Below are 22805 nucleotides of genomic sequence, written 5' to 3' on the forward strand. Positions count from 1 at the left end.
CAACGGGGGAAATCGCGTTTAGCGCTGAATGCTTGGCACTAGAGCCTTTTCGTTGAAATGAGCGCCGGACGCCAACCGTTGAAAGCTTGCTGAAAGCCCGGCATGCCATAACCGGAGGCTATCGCCTTATTTCAAGGATTGATTAGACGGTTATCACTGGGCCTTCGATAGTGCTTACCAATGCCGCCTCGAAGCGGTGATGCTGAACCACAACAATAATAAAAGAGGTATGCACCATGGCTCGTCCCAGTGCTTCCCTGCATCTGCCCGGCGCAGGTGTTCAGTCCACGGCAGCGGCCACAGCGCTGACCGGCACCACCAAGGCCAGCAGCGTGCGCTGGCGGATCTTCGCGATCATCTTCGCGCTGACCATGGTCAACCTGATTGATCGGGTATCGCTGTCCATTGCGATGCCGACCATTGCCCATGAATTTTCCCTGTCGCCGAGCATGCAAGGGCTGATCCTCAGCAGCTTCTTCTGGGCGTATGCGCTGTTGCAGATCCCCGGCGGCTGGATGATCGATCGCTTCGGGCCGCATCGGGTGATCAGTTGGTCCACGGGGTTGTGGGGCACCTTTCAAGTGATCGCGGCGTTTGCCACCGGCGGCTTGTCCTTGCTGTTCGCCCGGGTGGCCCTCGGTGCTGCCGAAGCGCCGTTATTTCCCTCGGGGGGCAAACTGATTTCCCTGTGGCTGGCGCCGAGCGAGCGCAGTCGCGGCGCGGTGCTGATGGACAGCGGCAGCCCGTTGGGCGTGGCGTTGGGTGGGTTGATCATTGCCTACCTGATCGCTTCCCTGGATTCGTGGCGCCTGGCCTTCGTGATCGCCGGCATCGCCACGTTGGTGCTGGCGTGGCTGGCGCGGCGTTATCTGCGCGATGACCCGGCCACCCACCCGCAAGTGAATGCCCAAGAGCTGGAAAAGATCAACGCCGGGCGCGCAACGCCGGCGGCCGAGGCGGCGCGTCTGCCGGTCAAGGGCCTGGGCATCGCCGCCCGTTCCCTGAGCGGTTTGCTGATCGGTCGCGCCAGTTGGGCGATGGTGTATTTCGGCCTGCTGACCTGGGGCCCGAGCTACCTGGCCCAGGCCCGTGGTTTCGATATCAAAGGCATTGGCGCCGCGACCTTCGTGATATTCATCTGTGGTGCGCTGGGGTCGTTGACCGGCGGTTTTCTCTGCGACGGGTTGATCCGCAAGGGCGTCAGCCGTGGAGTCGCGGTCAAGAGCCTGCTGGCGTTTTCCGGGGTGGTGGCGCTGGGTGCGTTCCTGTTGTTGCCGACTCTGAGCAATCCTTTTGCGGCTGTGGCGTTGTTGGCCATGACCGCGTTTTTCTTGATGTGGGGCAGCCTCTACTGGAGCTTCCCGGCGTTGCTGGCGGCGCCGGCGCGGGTCGGTTTGATCGGCGGCGTGATGAACATGGCCGGCAGCACGGGCGGTATCGCGGTGCCGATCCTGGTCGGGATCATCTTGCAGATGGCCGGTGGCTTTGCGCCGGTGCTGGGGTTCTTCGCGGTGTGCTCGGCGATCTTCGTTTTGGCCACGTTGTTCATCAGTCTCGACGAGGTGCGCCATGACTAAGCTGTGGGACGGGCCGATCATCGACGCCCATCATCACTTCTGGGACCCGTCGATCAATGACCATCCGTGGCTCGCGCCCGAGGCCAACATCCCGTTTCGCTACGGTGACTACAGCGCGATCAAACGGCGCTATTTGCCCGACGATTATTTCGCCGATGTCGGGCCGCATGACGTCGTGCAAACGGTGTACATCGAGACCGAATGGAACCCCAACGACCCGATTGGCGAAACCCGATTCATCGAAGGGCTGGCCGCGCGTTACGGCGTGCCGAATGCCATCGTCGCCCAAGCCTGGCTCGATCACCCGGACGCGATTGCGGTGCTGCGCGAGCAAGCGAGTTTCAAGTGTGTGCGCAGCGTGCGGCACAAACCTGGCGGCCCGACCGCGCCTGCGCAAGTCGGCCATGTGCGCAGCCTGATGAGCGACGAACGCTGGCGCCGCAGCTTCGCCGCGCTGCAAGGCTTGGGTTTGCATTTCGATTTGCAGACGCCGTGGTGGAACCTGCATGAGGCCGAACGGTTAGCCCGGGACTTTCCCGGCACCACGCTGATCCTCAACCACGCCGGATTGCCCAGCGACCGCAGCGCCGAAGGCTTGGCGGGCTGGCGTCTGGCGATGGCGCGCCTGGCTGAGTGGCCGAACGTGCAGGTGAAGATTTCCGGGCTGGGCCTGGCGGGGCGGGCATGGCGCGCCAAGGACAACGCCTGGGTCGTGCGCGAAGTGATCGCGATGTTCGGCACCAACCGGGTGATGTTCGCCAGCAACTTCCCGGTGGACAGCCTGTGTGGCTCGTTCGACGACATCTACAGCGGTTTCAAATCCATCGTTGCTGATCTGCCGAGGGCCGATCAGGAACGCCTGTTCTACAGCAACGCGCAGCGCATTTATCGCTGCGAGCCTCGCGCCATTGATCGCACAGGGGCTCAAGCCTTGAGGAGAGAAGCATGAACAAGACAACCATCGCCATGGTCCTGGGCGACCCGGCAGGTATCGGCCCGGAACTGATCGCACGTCTGCTCGGCGAGCCCGAAGTGCGCCGCCAGGCCAACGTGATCCTGATTGCCGATGAAGCGGAAATGCAACGCGGCATGCGCATCGCCGGGGTGGAGTTTGCGTACCGGCGCGTGGAGTCGCTGGAGCAGTTGTCGTTTGTCGATGACACGCCGCTGTTCTATGACTTCCGTGGCGACACGATCGGTGAGTTTGCGCGCAGTGAAGCCAGTGTCATCGGCGGCCGCTACAGCCTCGACACCTTGGAAAAAGCCCTGCGCCTGACCGAGGCCGGCATCACCGATGCTGTGCTGTTCGGGCCGTTGAACAAGACCTCGCTGCACATGGCCGGCATGGCGCATAACGATGAGCTGCACTGGTTCGCCGAGTTGCTGGATTTCCACGGGCCGTTTTGCGAATTCAACGTGCTCGACAACCTCTGGACGTCGCGGGTGACCTCCCACGTGGCCCTGGCCGAGGTGCCGGGCATGCTGACCCAGGCGCGGGTGGTGGAAGCGATTCAGTTGATCGACACCGCGCTCAAGCGCAATGGCCTGGAAAAGCCGCGCATCGGCGTGTGTGGGCTGAACCCGCATAACGGCGACAACGGTTCGTTTGGCCGCGAAGAGCTGGACATCATCGGCCCGGCAGTTCGCTCGGCCCAGGCGTTGGGGATTGCGGCGGAAGGGCCGTACCCGGGCGACACGATTTTCCTCAAGGTTCAGGGCGATGCGAGTGCCTTCGATGCGGTGGTGACGATGTATCACGACCAGGGACAGATCGCGATCAAGTTGATGGGCTTCTCCCGTGGCGTGACGGTGCAGGGCGGCTTGCCGATCCCCATCACCACACCGGCCCACGGCACAGCGTTTGATATCGCGGGCAAGGGCAAGGCCAACGTCGGTGCGATCCGCCAGGCGTTCGAGATCGCTTGCCGGATGGGCGCCAACAACTACTAAAAACAGCGCAATACCCCTGTGGGAGCGGGCTTGCTCGCGAAGACGGCATGACAGTCACGGTTGAATTGACTGCCAGACCGCTATCGCGAGCAAGCCCGCTCCCACTTTTGTTTGGTGTGTACCCATAACCACATTCACGTAATAACCGCTTTTTGCGATCACCCCAGGTTATCGCTGGATACGCATAAGTGATTATCCGCGCCCCTTGGCGCTGGCTAAAGTCGCTCCATCGAATGATCAGAGCCCGCCACCGCGCCGCCTCGATTCAGACGAATGACAACTACAAAAAGCCCGCCTTGTTACTTCCGCAAGGCACATACCGGCAGCAAAGGAACTTCACATGACCCGTCCAGAATCCGTCCTGGCTTTGACCAGTGCCATCTCCAAAAGCCGGCTGCGTTTGCTGCCGTTTCTGATCCTGATGTACATCCTCGCGTTTATCGATCGCTCCAACGTCGGCTTCGCCAAAGCGGCGTTGCAGGCCGACACCGGGCTGGGCGATGCGGCGTTTGCCTTCGGCGCGAGCATCTTCTTCATCGGTTACGCGTTCTTCGAAGTGCCGAGCAATTACATGCTGCACCGCCTCGGCGCGAAGGTCTGGCTGTGCCGGATCATGGTCACCTGGGGCCTGGTGTCGGCGGCGATGATGTTCGCCCACAACGCCGAAACCTTTTACGTCCTGCGCTTCATGCTGGGCGTCGCCGAAGCCGGTTTCTTCCCTGGCATCATCCTTTACCTCACCTACTGGTTCCCGGCGCAGAGCCGTGGCCAGGCGCTCGGCCTGTTCTACTTCGGCCTGCCGCTGGCGCTGGTGTTGGGCAGTCCGTTGTCGGGCTGGTTACTGGACTTCCACGGCGTGTTTGGTCTGACCAACTGGCAGTGGCTGTTCGTCGTCGAAGGGCTGATGGCGTCAGTGGTCGGCATCACAGCGTACTTCTATCTGGTCAACCGTCCGGCCCAGGCCACCTGGTTGAGCGTCGAAGAAAAGCAGGCGCTGGAAACCGCGCTGAGCGAAGAAGACGCGCAGAAAAAAGACAGCAGCCCCCAGGGTTTTCTCAGTGCCTTGCGCAACCCTCGGGTGCTGCAATTTTGCCTGGCGTATTTCACGATTCAGATGAGCGTCTACGGCGTGGTGTTTTACCTGCCGACCCGCATCGCCGGTTTGCTCGACGGCCATGTCGGCCTCAACGTCGGCCTGATCACCGCGATCCCGTGGGTCTGCGCGCTGATCGTGACCCGTCTCGTCACGCGCTACGCCGACCGCACCGGCCAGCACCGTCGCCTTGCCGTGTGCATGCTGAGCATGGCCGCCCTCGGCATTGCCGCCTCGGCGCTGGGCACCAGCATGGTCCCGGTAGTCCTGGCGTTCTGCTTCGCGGCAGCCGGTTTCGTCTCGGTGCAGCCATTGTTCTGGACCATTCCCACCAGTTACCTCAGCGGCGCTGCGGCGGCTGGCGGGATCGCCCTGATCAACTCCATCGGCAACCTCGGCGGCTTCGTCGCGCCGAACCTGAAGACCGTGATGGAAAGCAGTTTTGCCGACCCCCGCGCAGGCATGTTTGCCCTGGCTCTGGTCGGCCTCGTTGGCGCCGTCCTGCTGTCCCGACTTCGCACTACCCACACACCCGCATCCCCCTCGCAGCTCACACCGGCTCAGGTTGGCTGATCACTACCAAAGCGTTAGCAAGGAATTGAATTCATGAAAATCACAGCGATCCGTACCCGCGTTTTCGAGTGGAAAGGCAAAGTCGTCCCACCTCAAGCGCACTTCTGCACCAACGCCAGCGACATCCTGTTCGAGCGCGGCGACGCCATGGGCTCGTTCCGTTTCCACGGCTGGCTGGTGGTGGAAATCGAGACCGATACCGGCCTCGTCGGCATCGGTAACTGCGCCCTGGCGCCGCGTGTGGCCAAGGAAATCATCGACACCTACCTGGCGCCCATCGCCATCGGCGAAGACCCGTTCGACAACGAATACATCTGGCAGAAGATGTACCGTCAGAGTCACGCCTGGGGCCGCAAAGGCATCGGCATGGCGGCGATCTCGGCGATCGACATCGCGATCTGGGACATCATGGGCAAAGCCGTCAACAAACCGGTGTTCAAGTTGCTCGGTGGCCGCACCAAGGAAAAGATCTGGACCTACGCCTCCAAGCTCTACGCCAACGACAACCTCGACCTGTTCCTCGAAGAAGCCCAGGGCTATCTGAACCAGGGCTTCACCGCGCTTAAAATGCGCTTCGGCTACGGTCCGAAAGACGGCCCGGCGGGCATGCGCAAGAACATCGAACAAGTGCGCGCCCTGCGTAACCTTGCCGGCCCGGACATCGACATCATGCTTGAGTGCTACATGGGCTGGACCCTGGAATATGCGCGCCGCATGCTGCCCAAACTCGCCGAATTCGAACCGCGCTGGCTCGAAGAACCGGTGATCGCCGACGACATCGAAGGCTACATCGAGCTGAAAAAAATGGGGATTATGCCGATCTCCGGTGGCGAGCATGAGTTCACTTCCTACGGCTTCAAAGACCTGCTCGAACGCCGCGCCGTGGACGTGATCCAGTACGACACCAACCGCGTCGGCGGCATCACCGCCGCGCGCAAAATCAACGCCATGGCCGAAGCCTGGTCGGTGCCGGTGATCCCGCATGCCGGGCAGATGCATAACTATCACCTGACCATGTCCACCACCGCCTCGCCGATGGCCGAGTTCTTCCCGGTGTTCGACGTCGAAGTCGGCAACGAACTCTTCTACTACGTGTTCAAGGGCGAGCCGCAACCGGTCAACGGCTACATCCAGCTCGACGACAACAAACCGGGCCTGGGCCTGGAAATCTCCGATGAATACCTGAGCGACTTCAACATCATCGAGTGATCTTGTGGCGCCGCAACAGGCGGCGCCCACCACGACTTTCTGGAGGGCCGACATGCGCCTGATTCAATTTGAGAACACTGCCGGTGAACGCCAGGTCGGCCTCGTCGAGGGCTCACAGGTCCAGGTGCTCAACGGCACCCGCAGCACCCGTGAACTGGCCCTCGCGGCGATCCGCGCCCAGCGCAGCCTGCACGATGAAGTGGCCCAGCGCGGCACCGAGCCAGGCCCGGACTACGCGCAACTGCTGCAACAGGGCCGCGTACTGCCGCCGCTGGACCACGAAGACCCGGCCCATTGCCTGATCAGCGGCACCGGCCTGACCCATTTGGGCAGCGCCTCGGCCCGGGACAAAATGCATCAGCATGACGGTGAAGTCGAAGCCGGCATGACCGACACCATGCGCATCTTCAAATGGGGCGTGGAGGGCGGCAAACCGGCGGCCGGGCAGGTCGGTGCGCAACCGGAATGGTTCTACAAAGGCGACGGCAGCATCGTCGTGCGCCCCGGCGCGGACTTCCCGGTGCCGCCGTTTGCCGAAGACGCCGGCGAAGAACCGGAGCTGACCGGCCTGTATGTGATCGGCGATGACGGCCAGCCGTATCGGGTCGGCTATGCGCTGGGCAACGAGTTCTCCGACCATGTCATGGAGCGGCGCAATTACCTGTACCTCGCCCATTCGAAACTGCGTTTCTGCGCCTATGGTCCCGAGCTGCGGGTCGGTGAACTGCCCCGGCACCTGGCGGGCACCAGTCGCATCACCCGACACGGCGAAACGATCTGGGAAAAGGAGTTTCTCAGCGGCGAAGACAACATGTGCCACAGCCTCGCCAACCTCGAATTCCATCACTTCAAGTACGCCCAGTTCCTGCGCCCCGGCGATGTCCACGTGCATTACTTCGGCACCGCCACGCTGTCGTTTGCCGACGGCGTAAAAACCCAGCCCGGCGATCGCTTCCAGATCAGCCTTGCCGAGTTCGGCGCACCGCTGGAAAACGGCATCGGCGAAAGCGCCCAGCCGCTGGCCATCGGTCAGATCCGAGCGCTCTAGGCCTTTAACCACCGGCGCTGTCGACCGGTCAAGGACACTCCCATGATCACGTTACTCGGACACAACTACATCGGCGGCCATCGCAGCGCCAACGGTTCCGTACAACTGCAGAGCCTCGACGCCAGCACCGGCGAGCCGCTGCCGGGCACCTTTTTCCAGGCCACCGAAGACGAAGTGGACGCCGCTGCCCAAGCGGCCGCCGCCGCGTACCCGAGCTACCGCAACCTGAGCGCCGAAAAGCGTGCGACGTTTCTCGACGCCATCGCCGATGAAATCGATGCGCTGGGCGATGAATTCGTCGCCACCGTGTGCCGGGAAACTGCACTGCCGGCCGGGCGCATCCAGGGCGAACGCGGGCGCACCAGCGGCCAGATGCGCTTGTTCGCCAAGGTCCTGCGGCGCGGCGATTTCTACGGGGCGCGCATCGACCGCGCCTTGCCGGAGCGCCAGCCGTTGCCGCGTCCGGATCTGCGTCAGTACCAGATAGCCCTCGGGCCAGTGGCGGTGTTCGGCGCCAGCAATTTCCCCTTGGCGTTTTCCACGGCGGGCGGTGATACCGCTTCGGCATTGGCCGCCGGTTGCCCGGTGGTGTTCAAGGCCCACAGCGGGCACATGGCAACCGCCGAATGGGTGGCCGACGCGGTCATCCGCGCCGCCGAGCGCACCGGCATGCCTGCCGGGGTGTTCAACATGATTTATGGCGGCGGTGTCGGTGAGTGGCTGGTCAAGCATCCGGCGATTCAAGCGGTGGGCTTCACCGGTTCGCTCAAGGGCGGCAATGCCCTGAGCCACATGGCCGCGACCCGGCCCCAGCCGATCCCGGTGTTCGCCGAGATGTCGAGCATCAACCCGGTGTTCCTGCTGCCCGACGCCCTGGCGGTGCGCGGTGAACAGATCGCGGCGCAACTGGCCGGTTCGGTGACGTTGGGGTGTGGCCAGTTCTGCACCAATCCCGGTTTGGTCATCGGCCTGCGCTCGCCGCAGTTCAGCGGGTTTTTGCGGCAGTTTTGCGCGCATATGAATGAGCAACCGGCGCAAACCATGCTCAATGCCGGTGCGCTGGTCAGCTATGGCCTGGGCCTTGGCGCCTTGCACGAACACCCGGGGCTGACGCACCTGGCCGGCCACCCGCAGCAGGGCGAGCAGGCTCAACCGCAGGTGTTCAAGGCTGATGTCAGCCTGTTGCTCAACGGCGATGAGCTGCTTCAGGAAGAAGTCTTCGGGCCGACCACCATCGTCATCGAAGTCGACGATCAGGCGCAGTTGGCCGCCGCGCTCCACGGCTTGCGCGGGCAACTGACAGCGACGCTGATTGGCGAGCCCGAGGAGTTGCTGGAATACCGTTGGCTGGCGGAGGCGTTGCAGGAAAAGGTCGGACGGATTCTGCTCAACGGCTATCCGACCGGCGTCGAAGTGTGCGAGGCGATGGTGCATGGCGGGCCGTATCCGGCGACGTCGGATTCACGGGGAACCTCGGTCGGGACACTGGCGATCAATCGTTTCCTGCGCCCGGTGTGTTTCCAGAATTATCCGGATGCGCTGCTGCCCGAGGCCTTGCAGAACGCCAATCCGCTGGGGATTCGGCGCCTGGTGGACGGGGAGGTGAGTGATCGGGTGTTGTAAACACCACAGATCAACTGTGGGAGCGGGCTTGCTCGCGAAAGCGGTGGCTCAGGCAACATGGATGTCGACTGACCCATCGCTTTCGCGAGCAAGCCCGCTCCCACAAAGGGTGAGCAATCGTCTTCAGATTGATTACTGCTCAGTCAACTCCGGCGCCTTCACCACCGCCGGTTTCAACACCAGCCACAACGCCGCCGCAATCAACACCCCGCCATAGATGTGCGCCATCGACAACGGCTCGTCCAGCAGCAACGCGCCCCACAACACGCCGAACGGCGGGATCATGAAGGTCACGGTCATCGATTTCACCGGGCCGATGGAGCTGAGCAGGCGGAAGTAGATGATGTAGGCAAACGCGGTGCAGACCAGGCCCAGGCCCAGCAGCGACAGCCACACACTCCAGCCGCCCCAGCTTGCCGGTGGATGACTGATCACGCTGTAACCGAACAGCGGCAACAGGAACAAGGTCGCGCCGAGCATGCTGCCCAGCGCCGACAATCGGCTGTCGAGGCCGCCGGCATGATCCAGCCAGCGGCGGGCGAGGAACCCGGCGAAGCCGTAGCAAGTGGTCGCGAGCAGGCAGGCGAGGGCGCCCATCAGCAGTTGCATATCGAACGCCACCGGCCCGGCCCGGGTCAGCACGCCGACACCGAACAGGCCGAGGAATACGCCGCCGAGTTTGGCTGCGGTGAGTTTTTCATGGAAGAACAACCCGCCGATCAGCACGCCCATCAATGGCGTGGTGGCGTTGAAGATCGCCGAGTAACCCGCCGGCAACACTTGCGCGGCCACCGAATACAGGGTCGCCGGAATCCCGGAGTTGATCACCCCCAGCAGCATCACGGTTTTGAGTTTGCCTTTGAAATCCCAACTGATGCGCATCAGCCCGAGGATCACCAGCAACCCGACTGCCGCAATCGAAACGCGGAAAAACGCCGTGGGAACGGTGCCAATCACCGGGGCGATGATGCGCATGAACAGGAAACTCGCGCCCCAGATCGCCGCCAGCGACAGTAAACGAAAAATATCGACAGGGCTCACGGTGCACTCCTTCCTTTATGGGGACGGAAGTGTTGCCGAGAGGCCTGAGGATCGCAACCGTAAATCGGGCATTAAATTTTCATTGTGGCGAGCGAGCTTTTTGTGGCGAGGGGGCTTGCCTGTGGCGAGCGAGCTTGCTCGCGCTTGAGTGCGCAGCGCTCACAAAATCCTGGGGCCGCTGCGCAGCCCAGCGCGAGCAAGCTCGCTCGCCACAAGTGAACTCCTAGGCAGGCTTAAATAATGAAGCGCGTCACCAACCCATTCAGGTCCACCGCCAGGCGCGACAGTTCCTGGCTGGCGGCGGAGGTCTGGGTGGCACCGGCGGCGGTCTGGGTCGAGAGGTCGCGAATGTTCACCAGGTTCTGATCGACCTCGCGGGCCACCAGCGCTTGCTGTTCGGCGGCGCTGGCGATCACCAGGTTGCGTTCGTTGATCTGCGAGATCGATGCGGTGATTTTTTCCAACGCCTGCCCGGCGCTGTTGGCCCGGCGCAAGGTCTGGTTGGCCTGCTCGGCGCTGCTTTGCAAAGCGCTGACCGTGGCCCCGGTGCCTTGCTGGATGTTGTTGATCATCAGCTCGATTTCTTCGGTGGAGTTCTGGGTGCGCTGGGCCAGTGAGCGCACCTCATCGGCAACCACGGCAAACCCGCGCCCGGCCTCACCGGCACGTGCCGCTTCGATGGCGGCGTTGAGCGCCAACAGGTTCGTTTGCCCGGCGATGCCACGAATCACTTCCAGCACCTTGCTGATGTCCTGGGCCTGACCCGCCAAGCCCTCGGCCTGTTGCGAGGCGCCGAGCACTTCACTCACCAGGCCTTGAATCGAGGTGATGGTTTCGCTGACCTGCACATGCCCGTGCTTGCTGTCCTCGTTCGAGGCCTGGGACGCCTCGGCACTGGACACGGCATTGGCCGCCACTTCATCCACCGCCGTACTCATCTCGGTCACGGCAGTGGCGGCCTGTTCGATCTGATCGTTCTGCTGTTGCAGGCCACGGGTACTGGTTTCCATCACCGAACTCATTTCCTCGGCGGCGGAAGCGAGTTGCTGCGCCGAATCGCTGATGCCACGGATGGTCGTGCGCAAATGGCTTTGCATGTCGGCCAACGCCTCAAGCAAATGCGCGGCTTCGTCCTTGCCCTGGCTGACAATCTGCCCGCTCAGGTCACCGGCGGCGATCCGTCGGGCCACGCTCAGGGCCTGGTTGATCGGCGCGGTGATGCTGCGGGTCAGCAGCCAGGCCAGGGCCAGGGTCGCGAACAGCGCGACGACGATGATCAGACCGACAATCCACTGCGCCCGCTGATACATCCGCGCGGCTTCGGTGGAGGCTGCTTCGGCACCTTTTTGATTGAAACTGATCATGGCTTCCAGGGATTTATCCAGCACACCACCCTGGGGCGCCAGTTCCGTATTGAGGCGGGTGTAGGCTTGCTCCGATTGGCCGGCGTCAATCTGGCCGATGATCTGGTCGAGAATCGCCATGTACTTGGTCACGTCCGCGCTCAGGCTGGCGAGCATGGCCCGCTCCTGGTCACTGGCGAGCAATTGCTTGTGATCGTTGAGGCGCTTGAGCAGGTCCTGGCGTTGGGCGCTGATGATGCCTTTGCTCTTGTCCCGCACGGCCGGCTGACTGTTGGCGATCAAGCGCAGGGATTCGAGGCGAATGGTGGCGATGTTCGTCGCGCTGTCGTGGATGCTCTCGATACTCGGCATCCACGATTCTTCGATCACGCTGGCGCTTGCACGCAGGGTCGCCATCTGACCCAGGCCGAACAGGCCGACCACGACTAGCAGACTGGCCAAAACGGCAAAACTCAAACCGGCGCGCAAACCTATGCGCATGTTCCTGATGGACATCAATTGTGCTCCTTGGGCGATTAGGGATTGAGTCCTCGTGTACCGAAGATCTTGTTGTTAGGCGGGTGATGGCGAGGTGTATATCAAAGTGCCATCATTTTGGTAAGACCAATCTGTAAGGCTCTGTTTCGGTGGATACAGGGCCGGTGAGTGTCGAAACCCCCGTCTGCCAAGGGTTTGTGCTGACTGATCGGACGGATTACTGACCGATCGGTCGATGAAAAAATCTGCCACAGGCCCCGCCCGACCCTCCACATCAATGGCAAAAATTACGCTTCTCCTGCACCCGGTTCACTGGCTAAGCTCAGGGTTCCGAAATTCCCGCAGAGGTCTCACCATGCCGCAGCAATGGCCCGCCGCCGACATCGCTCGAAAGATCCTCGATGGCTTTGACGATTACCGCGAGCATTTCCGCCAGATCACCGACGGTGCCCGGGCGCGTTTCGAGCAGGCCCAGTGGCAGGAGACGCAATCGGCGTCGGCGGCGCGGATCAACCTCTACGAAGAAAAGGTCGGCGAAACCGTCGAGCGCCTGCGCGAAGCCTTCGCTGACGATGTGCTGATGGAAGTGAGCTGCTGGCCGCTGGTCAAAAGTGCCTACATCACCCTGATCGACCTGCGCTTCGACGATGAACTGTCCGAGACCTGGTACAACTCGATTTTCTGCGGGCTGTTCAGCCATGACCTGATCAGCGACGGCTGCATGTTCATCCACACCACCCGACCGAGCCTGCGCCGGGCCCGGGCGGCGCAAACCCGGACTTATAAGCCTCAGGGACATTTGTCGGAAATGCTGGCGAGCATCTTTGCCGACTACCGCTTCAGCGAGGATTACGCCGACCTGGCTGGCGACCTGCGCCGCCTCGAAGCACAACTGCGGGAGAACCTGCCGGACTGGGTGTGCAAGGACCCGGAACTGAGCGTCGAACTGTTTTCCTCGGTGCTCTACCGCAACAAAGGCGCGTACCTGGTGGGGCGCATCTACACCCGGGACGAACAATGGCCGCTGGTGATTCCGCTGTTGCACCGCGAAGGTCGCGGCATCCAGATCGACGCGCTGATCACCGATGAAGCGGACGTGTCGATCATTTTCTCGTTCACCCGTTCGTATTTCATGGTGGATGTGCCGGTGCCGGCGGAGTTCATCGGCTTCCTCAAGCGCATCCTGCCGGGCAAGCACATCGCCGAGTTGTACACTTCGATCGGCTTCTACAAGCATGGCAAGTCCGAGTTCTACCGGGCGCTGATCAACCACCTGGCCAACACCGACGACCAGTTCATCATGGCCCCCGGCGTGCGCGGCATGGTCATGAGCGTGTTCACCCTGCCGGGCTTCAACACCGTATTCAAAATCATCAAGGACCGCTTCTCGCCGTCGAAAAACGTCGACCGCGCCACCGTGATCGAGAAGTACCGCTTGGTGAAAAGCGTCGACCGGGTCGGGCGCATGGCCGATACCCAGGAATTCGCCGACTTCCGTTTCCCGCTGAGCAAATTCGAGCCGGCGTGCCTGGAGGAACTGCTCGATGTGGCGCCGTCCACGGTGTCGGTCGAAGGCGACACAGTGCTGATCCGCCACTGCTGGACCGAGCGGCGCATGACGCCGCTGAACCTCTACCTGGAAAACGCCAACGAGGCCCAGGTGCGCGAGGCGCTGGAAGATTACGGTCTGGCGATCAAGCAACTGGCGGCGGCGAACATCTTTCCCGGTGACATGCTGCTGAAGAACTTTGGCGTCACCCGACATGGGCGGGTGGTGTTTTATGACTACGACGAGATTTGCTTTCTGACCGAGGCCAACTTCCGCCACATCCCGCAACCCCGCACGCCGGAAGATGAAATGGCCTCCGAGCCGTGGTACTCGATCGGGCCGCTGGATGTGTTTCCGGAAGAGTTTCCGCCGTTTTTGTTTGCCGATTCCGGGCAGCGCAAGTTATTCGATGAACTGCATGGCGAGTTGTACAACGCCGATTACTGGAAGAGCTTGCAGGAGGCGATTCGGGCGGGGAAGGTCATCGATGTGTTCCCGTATCGGCGTAGGGGCCTGGATAACGAGTAGGACATAGCGTTTCTGGTGGATGGGCTGACGCCTTCGCGAGCAAGCCCGCTCCCACAGGGGATTTGTGAGCACTGCAAATCCAATGTGGGAGCGGGCTTGCTCGCGAAAGGGTCAGGCACGTTGTTGTGTCATGCGCCGAACCATCATTTATGCGCGCAAATCTGCGACAATCGCCCCCCTGCGCCACTAGACGACTTATTGCGTACCTGATGACTGACGAATCGCCTTCCATCGACAAACTGCTGAAAAACCTCGATCACGCCATGATTGCCGACCGCCACCGGCTGCGGCGGCAGTTGCTTGAGCTGCGCAAGAAACCTGACGAGGCCAAGCTGGCCCAGTGGGTGACGCGCATGCAGGCGTCCTGTGATCAGGTGCTGGCGCGGCGTGCCAGCCTGCCGGTGATTCGTTACGACGACAGTTTGCCGATCGCCGCCAAGCGCGACGAAATCAAAGAGGCGCTGCTCAAGCATCAGGTGCTGATCATTGCCGGCGAAACCGGTTCGGGTAAAACCACCCAGTTGCCGAAGATCTGCCTGGAAATCGGGCGCGGCCAGCATGGTTTGATCGGCCACACCCAGCCCCGTCGAATCGCTGCACGCAGCGTCGCCAGCCGGGTGGCTGAAGAACTGGCCACGCCGTTGGGCGCGCTGGTCGGCTATCAGGTGCGGTTCGAGGATCAGAGCGATTCCAATACCCTGATCAAGCTGATGACCGACGGCATCCTGCTGGCGGAAACCCAGAACGACCGCTATCTCGAACGCTATGACACGATCATCGTCGACGAAGCCCACGAACGCAGCCTCAACATCGACTTCCTGCTCGGTTACCTGAAAACCCTGCTGCCGCGCCGCCCGGACCTGAAAGTCATCATTACGTCGGCGACCATCGACCTGGAGCGTTTCTCCAAGCATTTCGATGACGCGCCGATTGTCGAAGTCTCCGGCCGCACCTTCCCGGTAGACACCTGGTATCGCCCCCTGACCCTGGAGCAGGACGAAGAGGGCAACCGCGTCGAGGATGACTTGACCGTGGACCAGGCGATCCTCGCCACCCTCGACGAAATCGCCGCGTTTGAACGCAGCGAGCGCAAGAGTCCTGGGGATGTGCTGGTATTCCTGCCCGGCGAGCGCGAGATTCGCGACGCGGCGGACATGCTGCGCAAGGCCCAGCTCAAACACACCGAAATCCTGCCGCTCTATGCGCGCTTGTCGCCGGCCGAGCAGCAGCGGATTTTCCAGTCGCACCCAGGCCGACGCGTGGTGCTGGCGACCAACGTCGCGGAAACCTCGTTGACGGTGCCGGGTATTCGCTATGTGATCGACAGCGGCACCGCACGCATCAGCCGTTACAGCTACCGCGCCAAGGTCCAGCGCCTGCCCATCGAAGCGATTTCCCAGGCCAGCGCCAACCAGCGCAAAGGTCGTTGCGGGCGGGTCGAGCCGGGCATTTGCATTCGTCTTTATGGCGAAGAAGATTTCATCGGCCGGCCGGAATTCACCGACCCGGAAATCCTGCGCACCAACCTTGCCGCCGTAATTTTGCAGATGCTGCATTTGCGCTTGGGCGAGATCACCGATTTCCCGTTTATCGAGCCGCCGGATGGCAAAGCCATCAGCGACGGTTTCAACCTGCTGCAAGAACTCTCGGCAGTGGATCGCAACAGCCAACTGACGCCGCTGGGACGCAATCTTGCGCGCCTGCCGGTGGACCCGCGCATGGGCCGCATGTTGCTCGAAGCGGCAAAACTCGGCAGTTTGCAGGAAGTGCTGATCGTCGCCAGCGCCATGTCGATTCAAGACCCGCGCGAACGTCCGCCGGAACGCCAGCAAGCGGCGGATCAGGCCCACGCACAATGGAAAGACGTGGATTCGGACTTCGCCGGGCTGGTCAATCTGTGGCGCGGTTTTGAAGAACAGCGCCAGGCGTTGACCGCCAGTCCGTTGCGCAACTGGTGCCGCAAGAATTTCCTCAACTACTTGCGCCTGCGCGAGTGGCGCGATTCCCATCGACAGTTGAGTCTGATCTGTCGCGACATGCAGTTGACCCTCAACAAAGAACCGGCGGATTACCCGAAACTGCACAAAGCCGTGCTCTCGGGTCTGCTCAGCCAGATCGGCCAGAAAACCGAAGAGGGCGACTACCTCGGCGCGCGTCAGCGGCGTTTCTGGATTCACCCGTCATCCGGCCTGGGCAAGAAGCGCCCGCAATGGCTGATGGCCGCCGAACTGGTGGAAACCACCAAGTTGTATGCGCGCATGGTGGCCAAGATCGACGCCGACTGGATCGAGCCGCTGGCCGGGCACCTGATCAAGAAAAACCACTTCGAACCGCATTGGGAGAAGAAGCGCGGCCAGGTTGTGGCGTTTGAACAGATCACCTTGTTCGGGCTGATCGTGGTGGGGCGCCGACCGGTGCATTACGGGCCGATTGATCCGGTGGTGTCCCGTGAATTCTTCATTCGCGAAGGCCTGGTCCGGGGCGAAATTCAGTCCAAGGCCAAGTGCCTGACCGCCAATGCGCAGTTGCTGGAGCAGCTCGACGAACTGGAGGCCAAGGCCCGGCGTCGCGACATCCTCGCCGACGAAGAAACCCTGTTCGCCTTCTACGATGCGCGGCTGCCGGCGGAGATTCACCAGACCGCGACCTTCGACAGTTGGTACAAGGTCAACAGCCAGAAAGACCCGCAACTGCTGATCATGCGCGAAGAAGACGTGCTGGCCCGCGAGGCCAGTGAAGTCACCGCGCTGCATTACCCGGACACCTTGCACATCGGTGATCTGGAATTGGCCCTGAGTTATCACTTCGAACCCAATCACCCCCGCGACGGCGTGACCCTGCGGGTGCCGGCGCCGCTGTTGCCGATGCTGCCGCCGGAACGCCTGGAATGGCTGGTGCCGGGCGTCATTGAAGCCAAATGCATCGCGTTGGTCCGCAACCTGCCCAAGGCGCTACGCAAGAACTTCGTGCCGGTGCCGGACTTCGTTAAAGCCGCGTTGCAGCGCATGACGTTCGCCGAGGGCTCATTGCCCCAGGCCCTGGGCCGTGAACTGCTGCGCATGACCGGGGCGCGGGTCAGCGATGAAGCCTGGGCCGAAGCGGCGCAGCAGGTCGACAGCCATTTGCGCATGAACCTGGAAATCGTCGATGGCCAGGGCAAGTTCCTCGGCGAAGGGCGGGATCTGGCGGAGTTGACCGCACGTTTCGCCGAAGCCAGCCAAGCCGCGTTGGCCGTGCCGCAAACCGCGAAGAACCAGCAACCGGTGGAGCCGAAAGTCTTTGCCGCCGTGGCCGAGAAAACCCAGCAGAAGATCGCCGGGCTGTCGATGACGGTGTACCCGGCGTTGGTGGAAGAGAGCGGCACGGTCAAGGAAGGGCGGTTCTCGACCCCGGCCGAAGCCGAGTTCCAGCATCGCCGCGCCTTGCAGCGTCTGTTGATGCAGCAATTGGCCGAGCCGGCGAAATTCCTGCGGGGCAAGTTGCCAGGGTTGACTGAGCTGGGGCTGATGTACCGCGAACTGGGGCGCATCGATGCCTTGGTCGAAGACATTCTGCTGGCGAGTCTCGATAGCTGCATCCTCGACGGCGAAGACCCGTTACCTCGCGATGGCGCCGGGTTGGCGTCCCTGGCCGAGCGCAAGCGTGGCGGCTGGACTGAACACGCCGAGCGCCTGGCGAAGCTGACCCTGGAGATTCTCAAGCTTTGGCACGGTCTGCAAAAACGCTTCAAGGGCAAGATCGACCTGGCCCAGGCCGTGGCGTTGAACGATATCAAGCAGCAGCTCAGTCATCTGGTCTATCCCGGTTTTGTCCGGGAAACCCCGATGCAGTGGCTCAAGGAACTGCCGCGTTATCTGAAAGCGGTCGAGCAACGTTTCGAGAAAATCGGCGCGCAAGTGCAGCGGGATCGGGTCTGGAGTGGTGAATTGTCCGGTTTGTGGGCGCAATACCAGACCCGCGCCAACAAACACGCCCAGGAAGGCAAGCGCGATCCGCAGTTGGAGTTGTATCGCTGGTGGCTGGAGGAATACCGGGTTTCCCTGTTCGCCCAGCAACTGGGGACCAAAGTGCCGATCTCCGACAAACGCCTGAACAAACAGTGGACCCAGGTCGAACCATAACCCCTCTGTGGGAGCGGCTTTTGTGGCGAGCGAGCTTGCTCGCGCTGGGCTGCGCAGCGGCCCTAAAATTTTGTGAGCGCTGCGCACTCAAGCGGGAGCAAGCTCCCTCGCCACAAAAGCCCGCTCCCACAGGGGTGAGGTGTTTGATCCGGCAAATAGGGCCAAACCCCAGCGTTTATGGCAAACTTCGCGCCTATAAACGCCGGCCCCGCTGTTTTGCGCCTTCACAGGCATGGCGGATCGGAATAAAGCGATGCCAGGTTTGATTCCACGGACGGGAATAGACCCTTTGTGTGTTGGTACGTCGGTGCCAACGCTTTCTGCCTGAACAGATTAGAGAAACGACCATGCATAACGTCGTCATCAGCGGCACCGGCCTGTACACCCCGGCCAACAGCATCTCCAACGAAGAGCTGGTGCAGTCTTTCAACGCTTACGTCGCGCAATTCAACGCCGACAACGCCGACGCCATCGCGCGCGGCGAGATCGAAGCGTTGACCGAGTCCAGTGCAGCGTTTATCGAAAAAGCCTCCGGCATCAAAAGCCGCTTTGTCATGGACAAGGACGGCATCCTCGACCCGCAACGCATGGCGCCGCGGCTGCCCGAGCGTTCCAACGACGAATGGTCGGTGCTCTGCCAGATGGCCATCGGCGCTGCCGAACAAGCCCTGCAACGCGCCGGTAAGACCGCTGCGGACATCGACGGCGTGATCGTCGCCTGCTCCAACCTGCAACGCGCCTACCCGGCCATCGCCATCGAAGTCCAGGAAGCCCTGGGCATCCAGGGTTTCGGTTTCGACATGAACGTGGCCTGCTCCTCGGCAACCTTCGGCATCCAGGCCGCCACCAACAGCGTGCAACTGGGCCAGGCCCGGGCGATCCTGATGGTCAACCCGGAAGTCTGCACCGGGCACTTGAACTTCCGCGACCGTGACAGCCACTTCATTTTCGGCGACGCCGCGACTGCGGTGATCATCGAGCGTGCCGACCTGGCGACCTCCCAGTACCAGTTCGATATCGTCAGCACCAAACTGCTGACCAAGTTCTCCAACAACATCCGCAACAACTTCGGCTTCCTCAACCGCGCGGCGGAAGAGGGCATCGGCGCCAAGGACAAACTGTTCGTACAGGAAGGCCGCAAGGTGTTCCGCGACGTGTGCCCGATGGTCGCCGAGCTGATCGCCACGCACCTGGAGGAGAACCAACTCAACATCGGTGACGTGAAGCGCTTCTGGCTGCACCAGGCCAACCTCAGCATGAACCACTTGATCGTCAAGAAATTGCTGGGTCGCGAAGCCACCGAAGAAGAAGCCCCGGTGATCCTCGACACCTACGCCAACACCAGCTCCGCCGGTTCCGTGATTGCGTTTCACAAGAACCAGGATGACCTGGCCAGCGGTTCGCTGGCGGTGCTCAGCTCGTTCGGTGCCGGGTATTCGATTGGTAGCGTGATTCTGCGCAAGCGCTGAGTTAACGCCTGAAAGATCGCAGCCTGCGGCAGCTCCTACGGGATCGGGTTCCAACTCAATAGTGAGGTTGGACTCGATTCTGTAGGAGCTGCCGCAGGCTGCGATCTTTTTTTGTGCATGAGGTATTTGGGCCAAGGACGCTTTTGTGGCGAGGGAGCTTGCTCCCGCTCGGCTGCGAAGCAGTCGTAAAGTCAGCGAGCTCGGTCTGTCTGGAGGAATGCAGGGGACCGCTTCGCGCTCCAACGCGAGCAAGCTCGCTCGCCACAAAAGGCCGGTGTGAATGGGAAATGAAAACAGCCCCGCGTTGGTCTATCGGACGGATGATGGGGACCGATAGACCAACGCGAGGCTGTAAAGAAGAGCTCGGGCTTCCTTGCCCGAGTCGTATTGCGGGGTATCAGAACTTGGCTTCGGCATCCAGTTGCAGGGTCTTGATGTCCGAGTCGCGGATGGTGGCGTTGGTGAAGTCGGATTTAGCCATGAAGTACGTCGCGCCCAGGGCGAAGTTCTTGTCGATTTCATAGCTGACTTTCAACTTGCTGCCGCGCGAACCGGTGAAACCGTTGGCGAAGTCGGAATCGGTGAAGGCACCGACCACGGCGTTACGCTGTACGTCGCGATAGTTGTAATCCACAGCGAAGCCGTAAAGCTTGGTCTTCACACCGGTCAACCAGGCTGCGTCCTGATCGTTGCTGGCGTCTTTGTTAGTGACGTACTGGCCGTACAGCGACAGCGGCATTGGCAGGCCACCGATGTCGATCTGACCAAAACCTTCGTACAGCTTGAACTGTTCGTTCGGGGTGTTGCCGTTGGTGGCTAGGATGGATGGCGTGGTGGTGCCGCCCGCGGTGATGTCGTCGTCGTTGTCGTAACCGTAGACGCTGCCACCCAGGGTCAGTTTCAGGTTGTCGGTGATGGCGAAGCGCGCACCCAACTGACCGGCGTACAGGCGCAGGTCGTGCTTGAACTGCACGCCGTCGCCGTCGACGTTGTCCTTGAGGGTGTAGTGGCCGGCGCTTCCGAACAACTCGGTGCTGGCGCCCAACGGGTATTTGTAGGTCAGTGCCAGGCCTTCCGGGCTGATATCGCTATCCCAGATGATGTCGCCCATGCTCACCCATTGTTGCGGCATCTTGCCGCCCACAACGTGCAGGTTCTTGAGGAAGTCAGGGTGGTAGTCGACGTAGCCCTGATCCAGCCAGATCGACTTCTTGTCGAAGTAGCCGTCCAGGCTCTGGTTGGTGGAACGAGCGTCATCGTTGTTGCCGGTGGCGATACGGATACCGGTGTCGACTTGCGGGTTGATTTCGCTGTAGGCACCCAGGCGCACGCGAATACGCTGGCGATCCTGGTCTTTGTTGTTCGAAACACCATCGTTGTGCACGGTTTCTTCACGGAAACGCACGTCACCCTTGAACTGGGTCTTGGCGGCCCAGGCCAGTTTCTGGTCGAAGGTGCTCAGTTCGTTGGTTTTCTTCGCGGTCGCGGCGATCTGCTCGTTGGTCTCTTGCTGAGCCTGACGGGCGATCTGCTGGTCTTTCTGGTCACGGGCCAGTTCGGCTTGCAGTTCGGCGTATTGCGCCTGGGAAATCGAGCCGTTTGCCTTGAGCATGTCGAGCAGTTTGGCGTCGACTGCGGCGCTGGCCGGAACACTCATGGCCAGCATCAGGCCGCCACACAAGGCCGCCGCAGTTTTCGTGGAAGCAAGACGCATATCAATCTCCGAAGATGAAAGGGATGACTGAGCCATCCAGGACACAACCGACCGATGACGGACGGAAAACAGTGACCGGGTAGAACCCGGCGCTCTAAAAACAGGCGCCAGTATCGCGATGGTTTATGACAGTGCAGTGGCAAAGTGATGGCAGCTCGATGACGATACAAATCTTTCATGAACCTTTGTTCTAGAGCACTGTCGGCCGGATGACGGGTGTGCAATGAGCGGCGATAAGCGATACTCGCCAGGCTGTCACGCACAGAAATGGTGAGAATGCTGATGCCGCTGCAATGTCTGGAAAAACTGTCCGAAATCGCGCCACACACGTGGGACGCGCTAGTACCTGAACGTCAGCCGTTTCTGCGTCATGCCTTCCTCACGGCCCTGGAAGACAGCGGCAGTGTCGGCCCGCACACCGGCTGGCAGCCCGAGCATTTGCTGCACATCGAAGGTGATCGCCTGATCGCGGCACTGCCCAGCTACCGCAAATGGCATTCCTACGGCGAGTACGTGTTCGATCACGCCTGGGCCGACGCCTGCGCCCGCGCCGGCATCGACTATTACCCCAAGCTGTTGACCGCCGTGCCGTTTAGCCCGGTCAGCGGGCCGCGTCTGTTGGCGGCCAATGTCGAGGACGGTTTCGAGCTGCTGAAAAGCCTGCCGGGTTATCTGGAGATCGAAGAACTTTCCAGCGCTCACATCAACTTTACCGACCCGTTCACCGACGCCGCGCTGGCCGAGCAATCGGGCTGGCTGCAACGCATCGGCTGCCAGTATCACTGGCAGAACCGCGATTATCGGGATTTCCAGGACTTCCTCGACGCCCTCAGTTCGCGCAAGCGCAAGCAGATGCGCAAGGAGCGCGAGCAAGTGGCGGGGCAGGGCATCGAGTTCGAATGGCTTGAGGGCGCGCAACTGACCGAGCGGCAGTGGGATTTTGTCTACGCCTGCTACGCCAATACCTACGCGGTACGTAGGCAAACGCCTTACCTGACGCGGGAATTCTTCAGCCTGTTGGCCGAACGTATGCCCGAGTCGATTCGCGTGGTGCTGGCCAAACAAGGCTCACGACCGGTGGCCATGGCGTTCAGCCTGGTGGGCGGCGACAGCTTTTATGGACGTTATTGGGGTTGCCTGGCGGAGTATGACCGCCTGCACTTCGAGACCTGTTTCTACCAGGGCATGGACTATGCGATTGCCAACGGCTTCCAGCGTTTCGATGCCGGGGCGCAGGGCGAGCACAAGTTGATTCGCGGGTTCGAGCCGGTGATCACCCATTCCTGGCACTACCTGCGGCATCCGGGGTTGAAAGCAGCGGTCAAAGACTTTTTGCAACAGGAACGGGTCGGGGTGCTGGCGTATGCCGAGGAAGCGAGGACCGCCTTGCCTTACCGGCAAGCCTGATCCTCGCCACGGGCCTCAGGTGCCTTCCTTTTGATCGTTCCCACGCTCTGCGTGGGAATGCC

The 22805-nt window shown here is 61.6% G+C and carries 14 protein-coding genes; 11 read left to right on the forward strand and 3 right to left on the reverse strand.

The window, feature by feature from the left end; translation table 11 throughout:
- Positions 1 to 236: 236 nt before the first annotated feature.
- From BK665_RS32815 to BK665_RS32845, 7 genes are all read left to right on the forward strand, one after another.
- Entirely contained in the window at positions 237 to 1577 is a 1341-nt protein-coding gene (locus tag BK665_RS32815; protein ID WP_123410607.1) for an MFS transporter, read from the forward strand.
- Positions 1570 to 2526 (forward strand): amidohydrolase family protein, encoded by a 957-nt coding sequence (locus tag BK665_RS32820; RefSeq protein WP_123410608.1) that lies wholly within the window; start codon positions 1570 to 1572, stop codon positions 2524 to 2526. Before BK665_RS32815 ends, BK665_RS32820 begins: the two co-directional genes overlap by 8 nt.
- Complete coding sequence (locus tag BK665_RS32825) at positions 2523 to 3527, forward strand: 4-hydroxythreonine-4-phosphate dehydrogenase PdxA (RefSeq protein WP_123410609.1); 1005 nt, start codon at positions 2523 to 2525, stop codon at positions 3525 to 3527. Before BK665_RS32820 ends, BK665_RS32825 begins: the two co-directional genes overlap by 4 nt.
- 340 nt (positions 3528 to 3867) lie before the next feature.
- On the forward strand, positions 3868 to 5193 hold the full coding sequence (locus tag BK665_RS32830; RefSeq protein WP_123410610.1) for an MFS transporter: 1326 nt from the start codon (positions 3868 to 3870) through the stop codon (positions 5191 to 5193).
- A 33-nt stretch (positions 5194 to 5226) separates the two neighbouring features.
- A complete protein-coding gene (locus BK665_RS32835) occupies positions 5227 to 6402 on the forward strand; it encodes an L-rhamnonate dehydratase (protein ID WP_123410611.1) in 1176 nt (391 codons plus the stop codon).
- A 52-nt stretch (positions 6403 to 6454) separates the two neighbouring features.
- On the forward strand, positions 6455 to 7450 hold the full coding sequence (gene araD1, locus BK665_RS32840; protein WP_123410612.1) for an AraD1 family protein: 996 nt from the start codon (positions 6455 to 6457) through the stop codon (positions 7448 to 7450).
- A 42-nt stretch (positions 7451 to 7492) separates the two neighbouring features.
- Positions 7493 to 9073: an aldehyde dehydrogenase (NADP(+)) gene (locus tag BK665_RS32845; protein ID WP_123410613.1), complete on the forward strand. Its 1581-nt coding sequence runs from the start codon at positions 7493 to 7495 to the stop codon at positions 9071 to 9073.
- Positions 9074 to 9205: 132 nt separating this feature from the next.
- On the opposite strand, the gene BK665_RS32855 is transcribed toward BK665_RS32845, so the two are convergent.
- Both BK665_RS32855 and BK665_RS32860 read right to left on the reverse strand, forming a co-directional pair.
- Positions 9206 to 10114: a DMT family transporter gene (locus BK665_RS32855; RefSeq protein ID WP_123410614.1), complete on the reverse strand. Its 909-nt coding sequence runs from the start codon at positions 10112 to 10114 to the stop codon at positions 9206 to 9208.
- A 233-nt stretch (positions 10115 to 10347) separates the two neighbouring features.
- Positions 10348 to 11973 (reverse strand): methyl-accepting chemotaxis protein, encoded by a 1626-nt coding sequence (locus BK665_RS32860; RefSeq protein WP_123410615.1) that lies wholly within the window; start codon positions 11971 to 11973, stop codon positions 10348 to 10350.
- A 337-nt stretch (positions 11974 to 12310) separates the two neighbouring features.
- Between BK665_RS32860 and aceK the strand changes: the two genes are divergently transcribed.
- From aceK to BK665_RS32880, 3 genes are all read left to right on the forward strand, one after another.
- Positions 12311 to 14032 (forward strand): bifunctional isocitrate dehydrogenase kinase/phosphatase, encoded by a 1722-nt coding sequence (gene aceK, locus BK665_RS32865; protein ID WP_123410616.1) that lies wholly within the window; start codon positions 12311 to 12313, stop codon positions 14030 to 14032.
- A 209-nt stretch (positions 14033 to 14241) separates the two neighbouring features.
- Complete coding sequence (hrpA, locus tag BK665_RS32875; RefSeq protein ID WP_123410618.1) at positions 14242 to 18153, forward strand: ATP-dependent RNA helicase HrpA; 3912 nt, start codon at positions 14242 to 14244, stop codon at positions 18151 to 18153.
- 347 nt (positions 18154 to 18500) lie between these two features.
- Entirely contained in the window at positions 18501 to 19622 is a 1122-nt protein-coding gene (locus BK665_RS32880; protein ID WP_123410619.1) for a beta-ketoacyl-ACP synthase III, read from the forward strand.
- A gap of 397 nt (positions 19623 to 20019) precedes the next feature.
- Here BK665_RS32880 and BK665_RS32885 read toward each other — a convergent pair whose 3' ends face one another.
- Positions 20020 to 21336 (reverse strand): putative porin, encoded by a 1317-nt coding sequence (locus BK665_RS32885; protein ID WP_123410620.1) that lies wholly within the window; start codon positions 21334 to 21336, stop codon positions 20020 to 20022.
- 282 nt (positions 21337 to 21618) lie between these two features.
- Between BK665_RS32885 and BK665_RS32890 the strand changes: the two genes are divergently transcribed.
- A complete protein-coding gene (locus tag BK665_RS32890; protein ID WP_123410631.1) occupies positions 21619 to 22743 on the forward strand; it encodes a GNAT family N-acetyltransferase in 1125 nt (374 codons plus the stop codon).
- The last annotated feature ends 62 nt before the right edge of the window (positions 22744 to 22805 follow it).

The sequence above is a fragment of the Pseudomonas frederiksbergensis genome, assembly GCF_003732665.1.
Lineage (GTDB): Bacteria > Pseudomonadota > Gammaproteobacteria > Pseudomonadales > Pseudomonadaceae > Aquipseudomonas > Aquipseudomonas frederiksbergensis_G.

What these genes read in the sequence shown, in the direction of transcription:
- BK665_RS32815 (WP_123410607.1), top strand. Translation starts at nt 237, where the DNA reads ATGGCTCGTCCCAGTGCTTCCCTGCATCTGCCCGGCGCAGGTGTTCAG.
- BK665_RS32820 (WP_123410608.1), top strand. Translation starts at nt 1,570, where the DNA reads ATGACTAAGCTGTGGGACGGGCCGATCATCGACGCCCATCATCACTTC.
- BK665_RS32825 (WP_123410609.1), top strand. Translation starts at nt 2,523, where the DNA reads ATGAACAAGACAACCATCGCCATGGTCCTGGGCGACCCGGCAGGTATC.
- BK665_RS32830 (WP_123410610.1), top strand. Translation starts at nt 3,868, where the DNA reads ATGACCCGTCCAGAATCCGTCCTGGCTTTGACCAGTGCCATCTCCAAA.
- BK665_RS32835 (WP_123410611.1), top strand. Translation starts at nt 5,227, where the DNA reads ATGAAAATCACAGCGATCCGTACCCGCGTTTTCGAGTGGAAAGGCAAA.
- araD1 (WP_123410612.1), top strand. Translation starts at nt 6,455, where the DNA reads ATGCGCCTGATTCAATTTGAGAACACTGCCGGTGAACGCCAGGTCGGC.
- BK665_RS32845 (WP_123410613.1), top strand. Translation starts at nt 7,493, where the DNA reads ATGATCACGTTACTCGGACACAACTACATCGGCGGCCATCGCAGCGCC.
- BK665_RS32860 (WP_123410615.1), bottom strand. Translation starts at nt 11,973, where the DNA reads ATGTCCATCAGGAACATGCGCATAGGTTTGCGCGCCGGTTTGAGTTTT.
- aceK (WP_123410616.1), top strand. Translation starts at nt 12,311, where the DNA reads ATGCCGCAGCAATGGCCCGCCGCCGACATCGCTCGAAAGATCCTCGAT.
- hrpA (WP_123410618.1), top strand. Translation starts at nt 14,242, where the DNA reads ATGACTGACGAATCGCCTTCCATCGACAAACTGCTGAAAAACCTCGAT.
- BK665_RS32880 (WP_123410619.1), top strand. Translation starts at nt 18,501, where the DNA reads ATGCATAACGTCGTCATCAGCGGCACCGGCCTGTACACCCCGGCCAAC.
- BK665_RS32885 (WP_123410620.1), bottom strand. Translation starts at nt 21,336, where the DNA reads ATGCGTCTTGCTTCCACGAAAACTGCGGCGGCCTTGTGTGGCGGCCTG.
- BK665_RS32890 (WP_123410631.1), top strand. Translation starts at nt 21,619, where the DNA reads ATGCCGCTGCAATGTCTGGAAAAACTGTCCGAAATCGCGCCACACACG.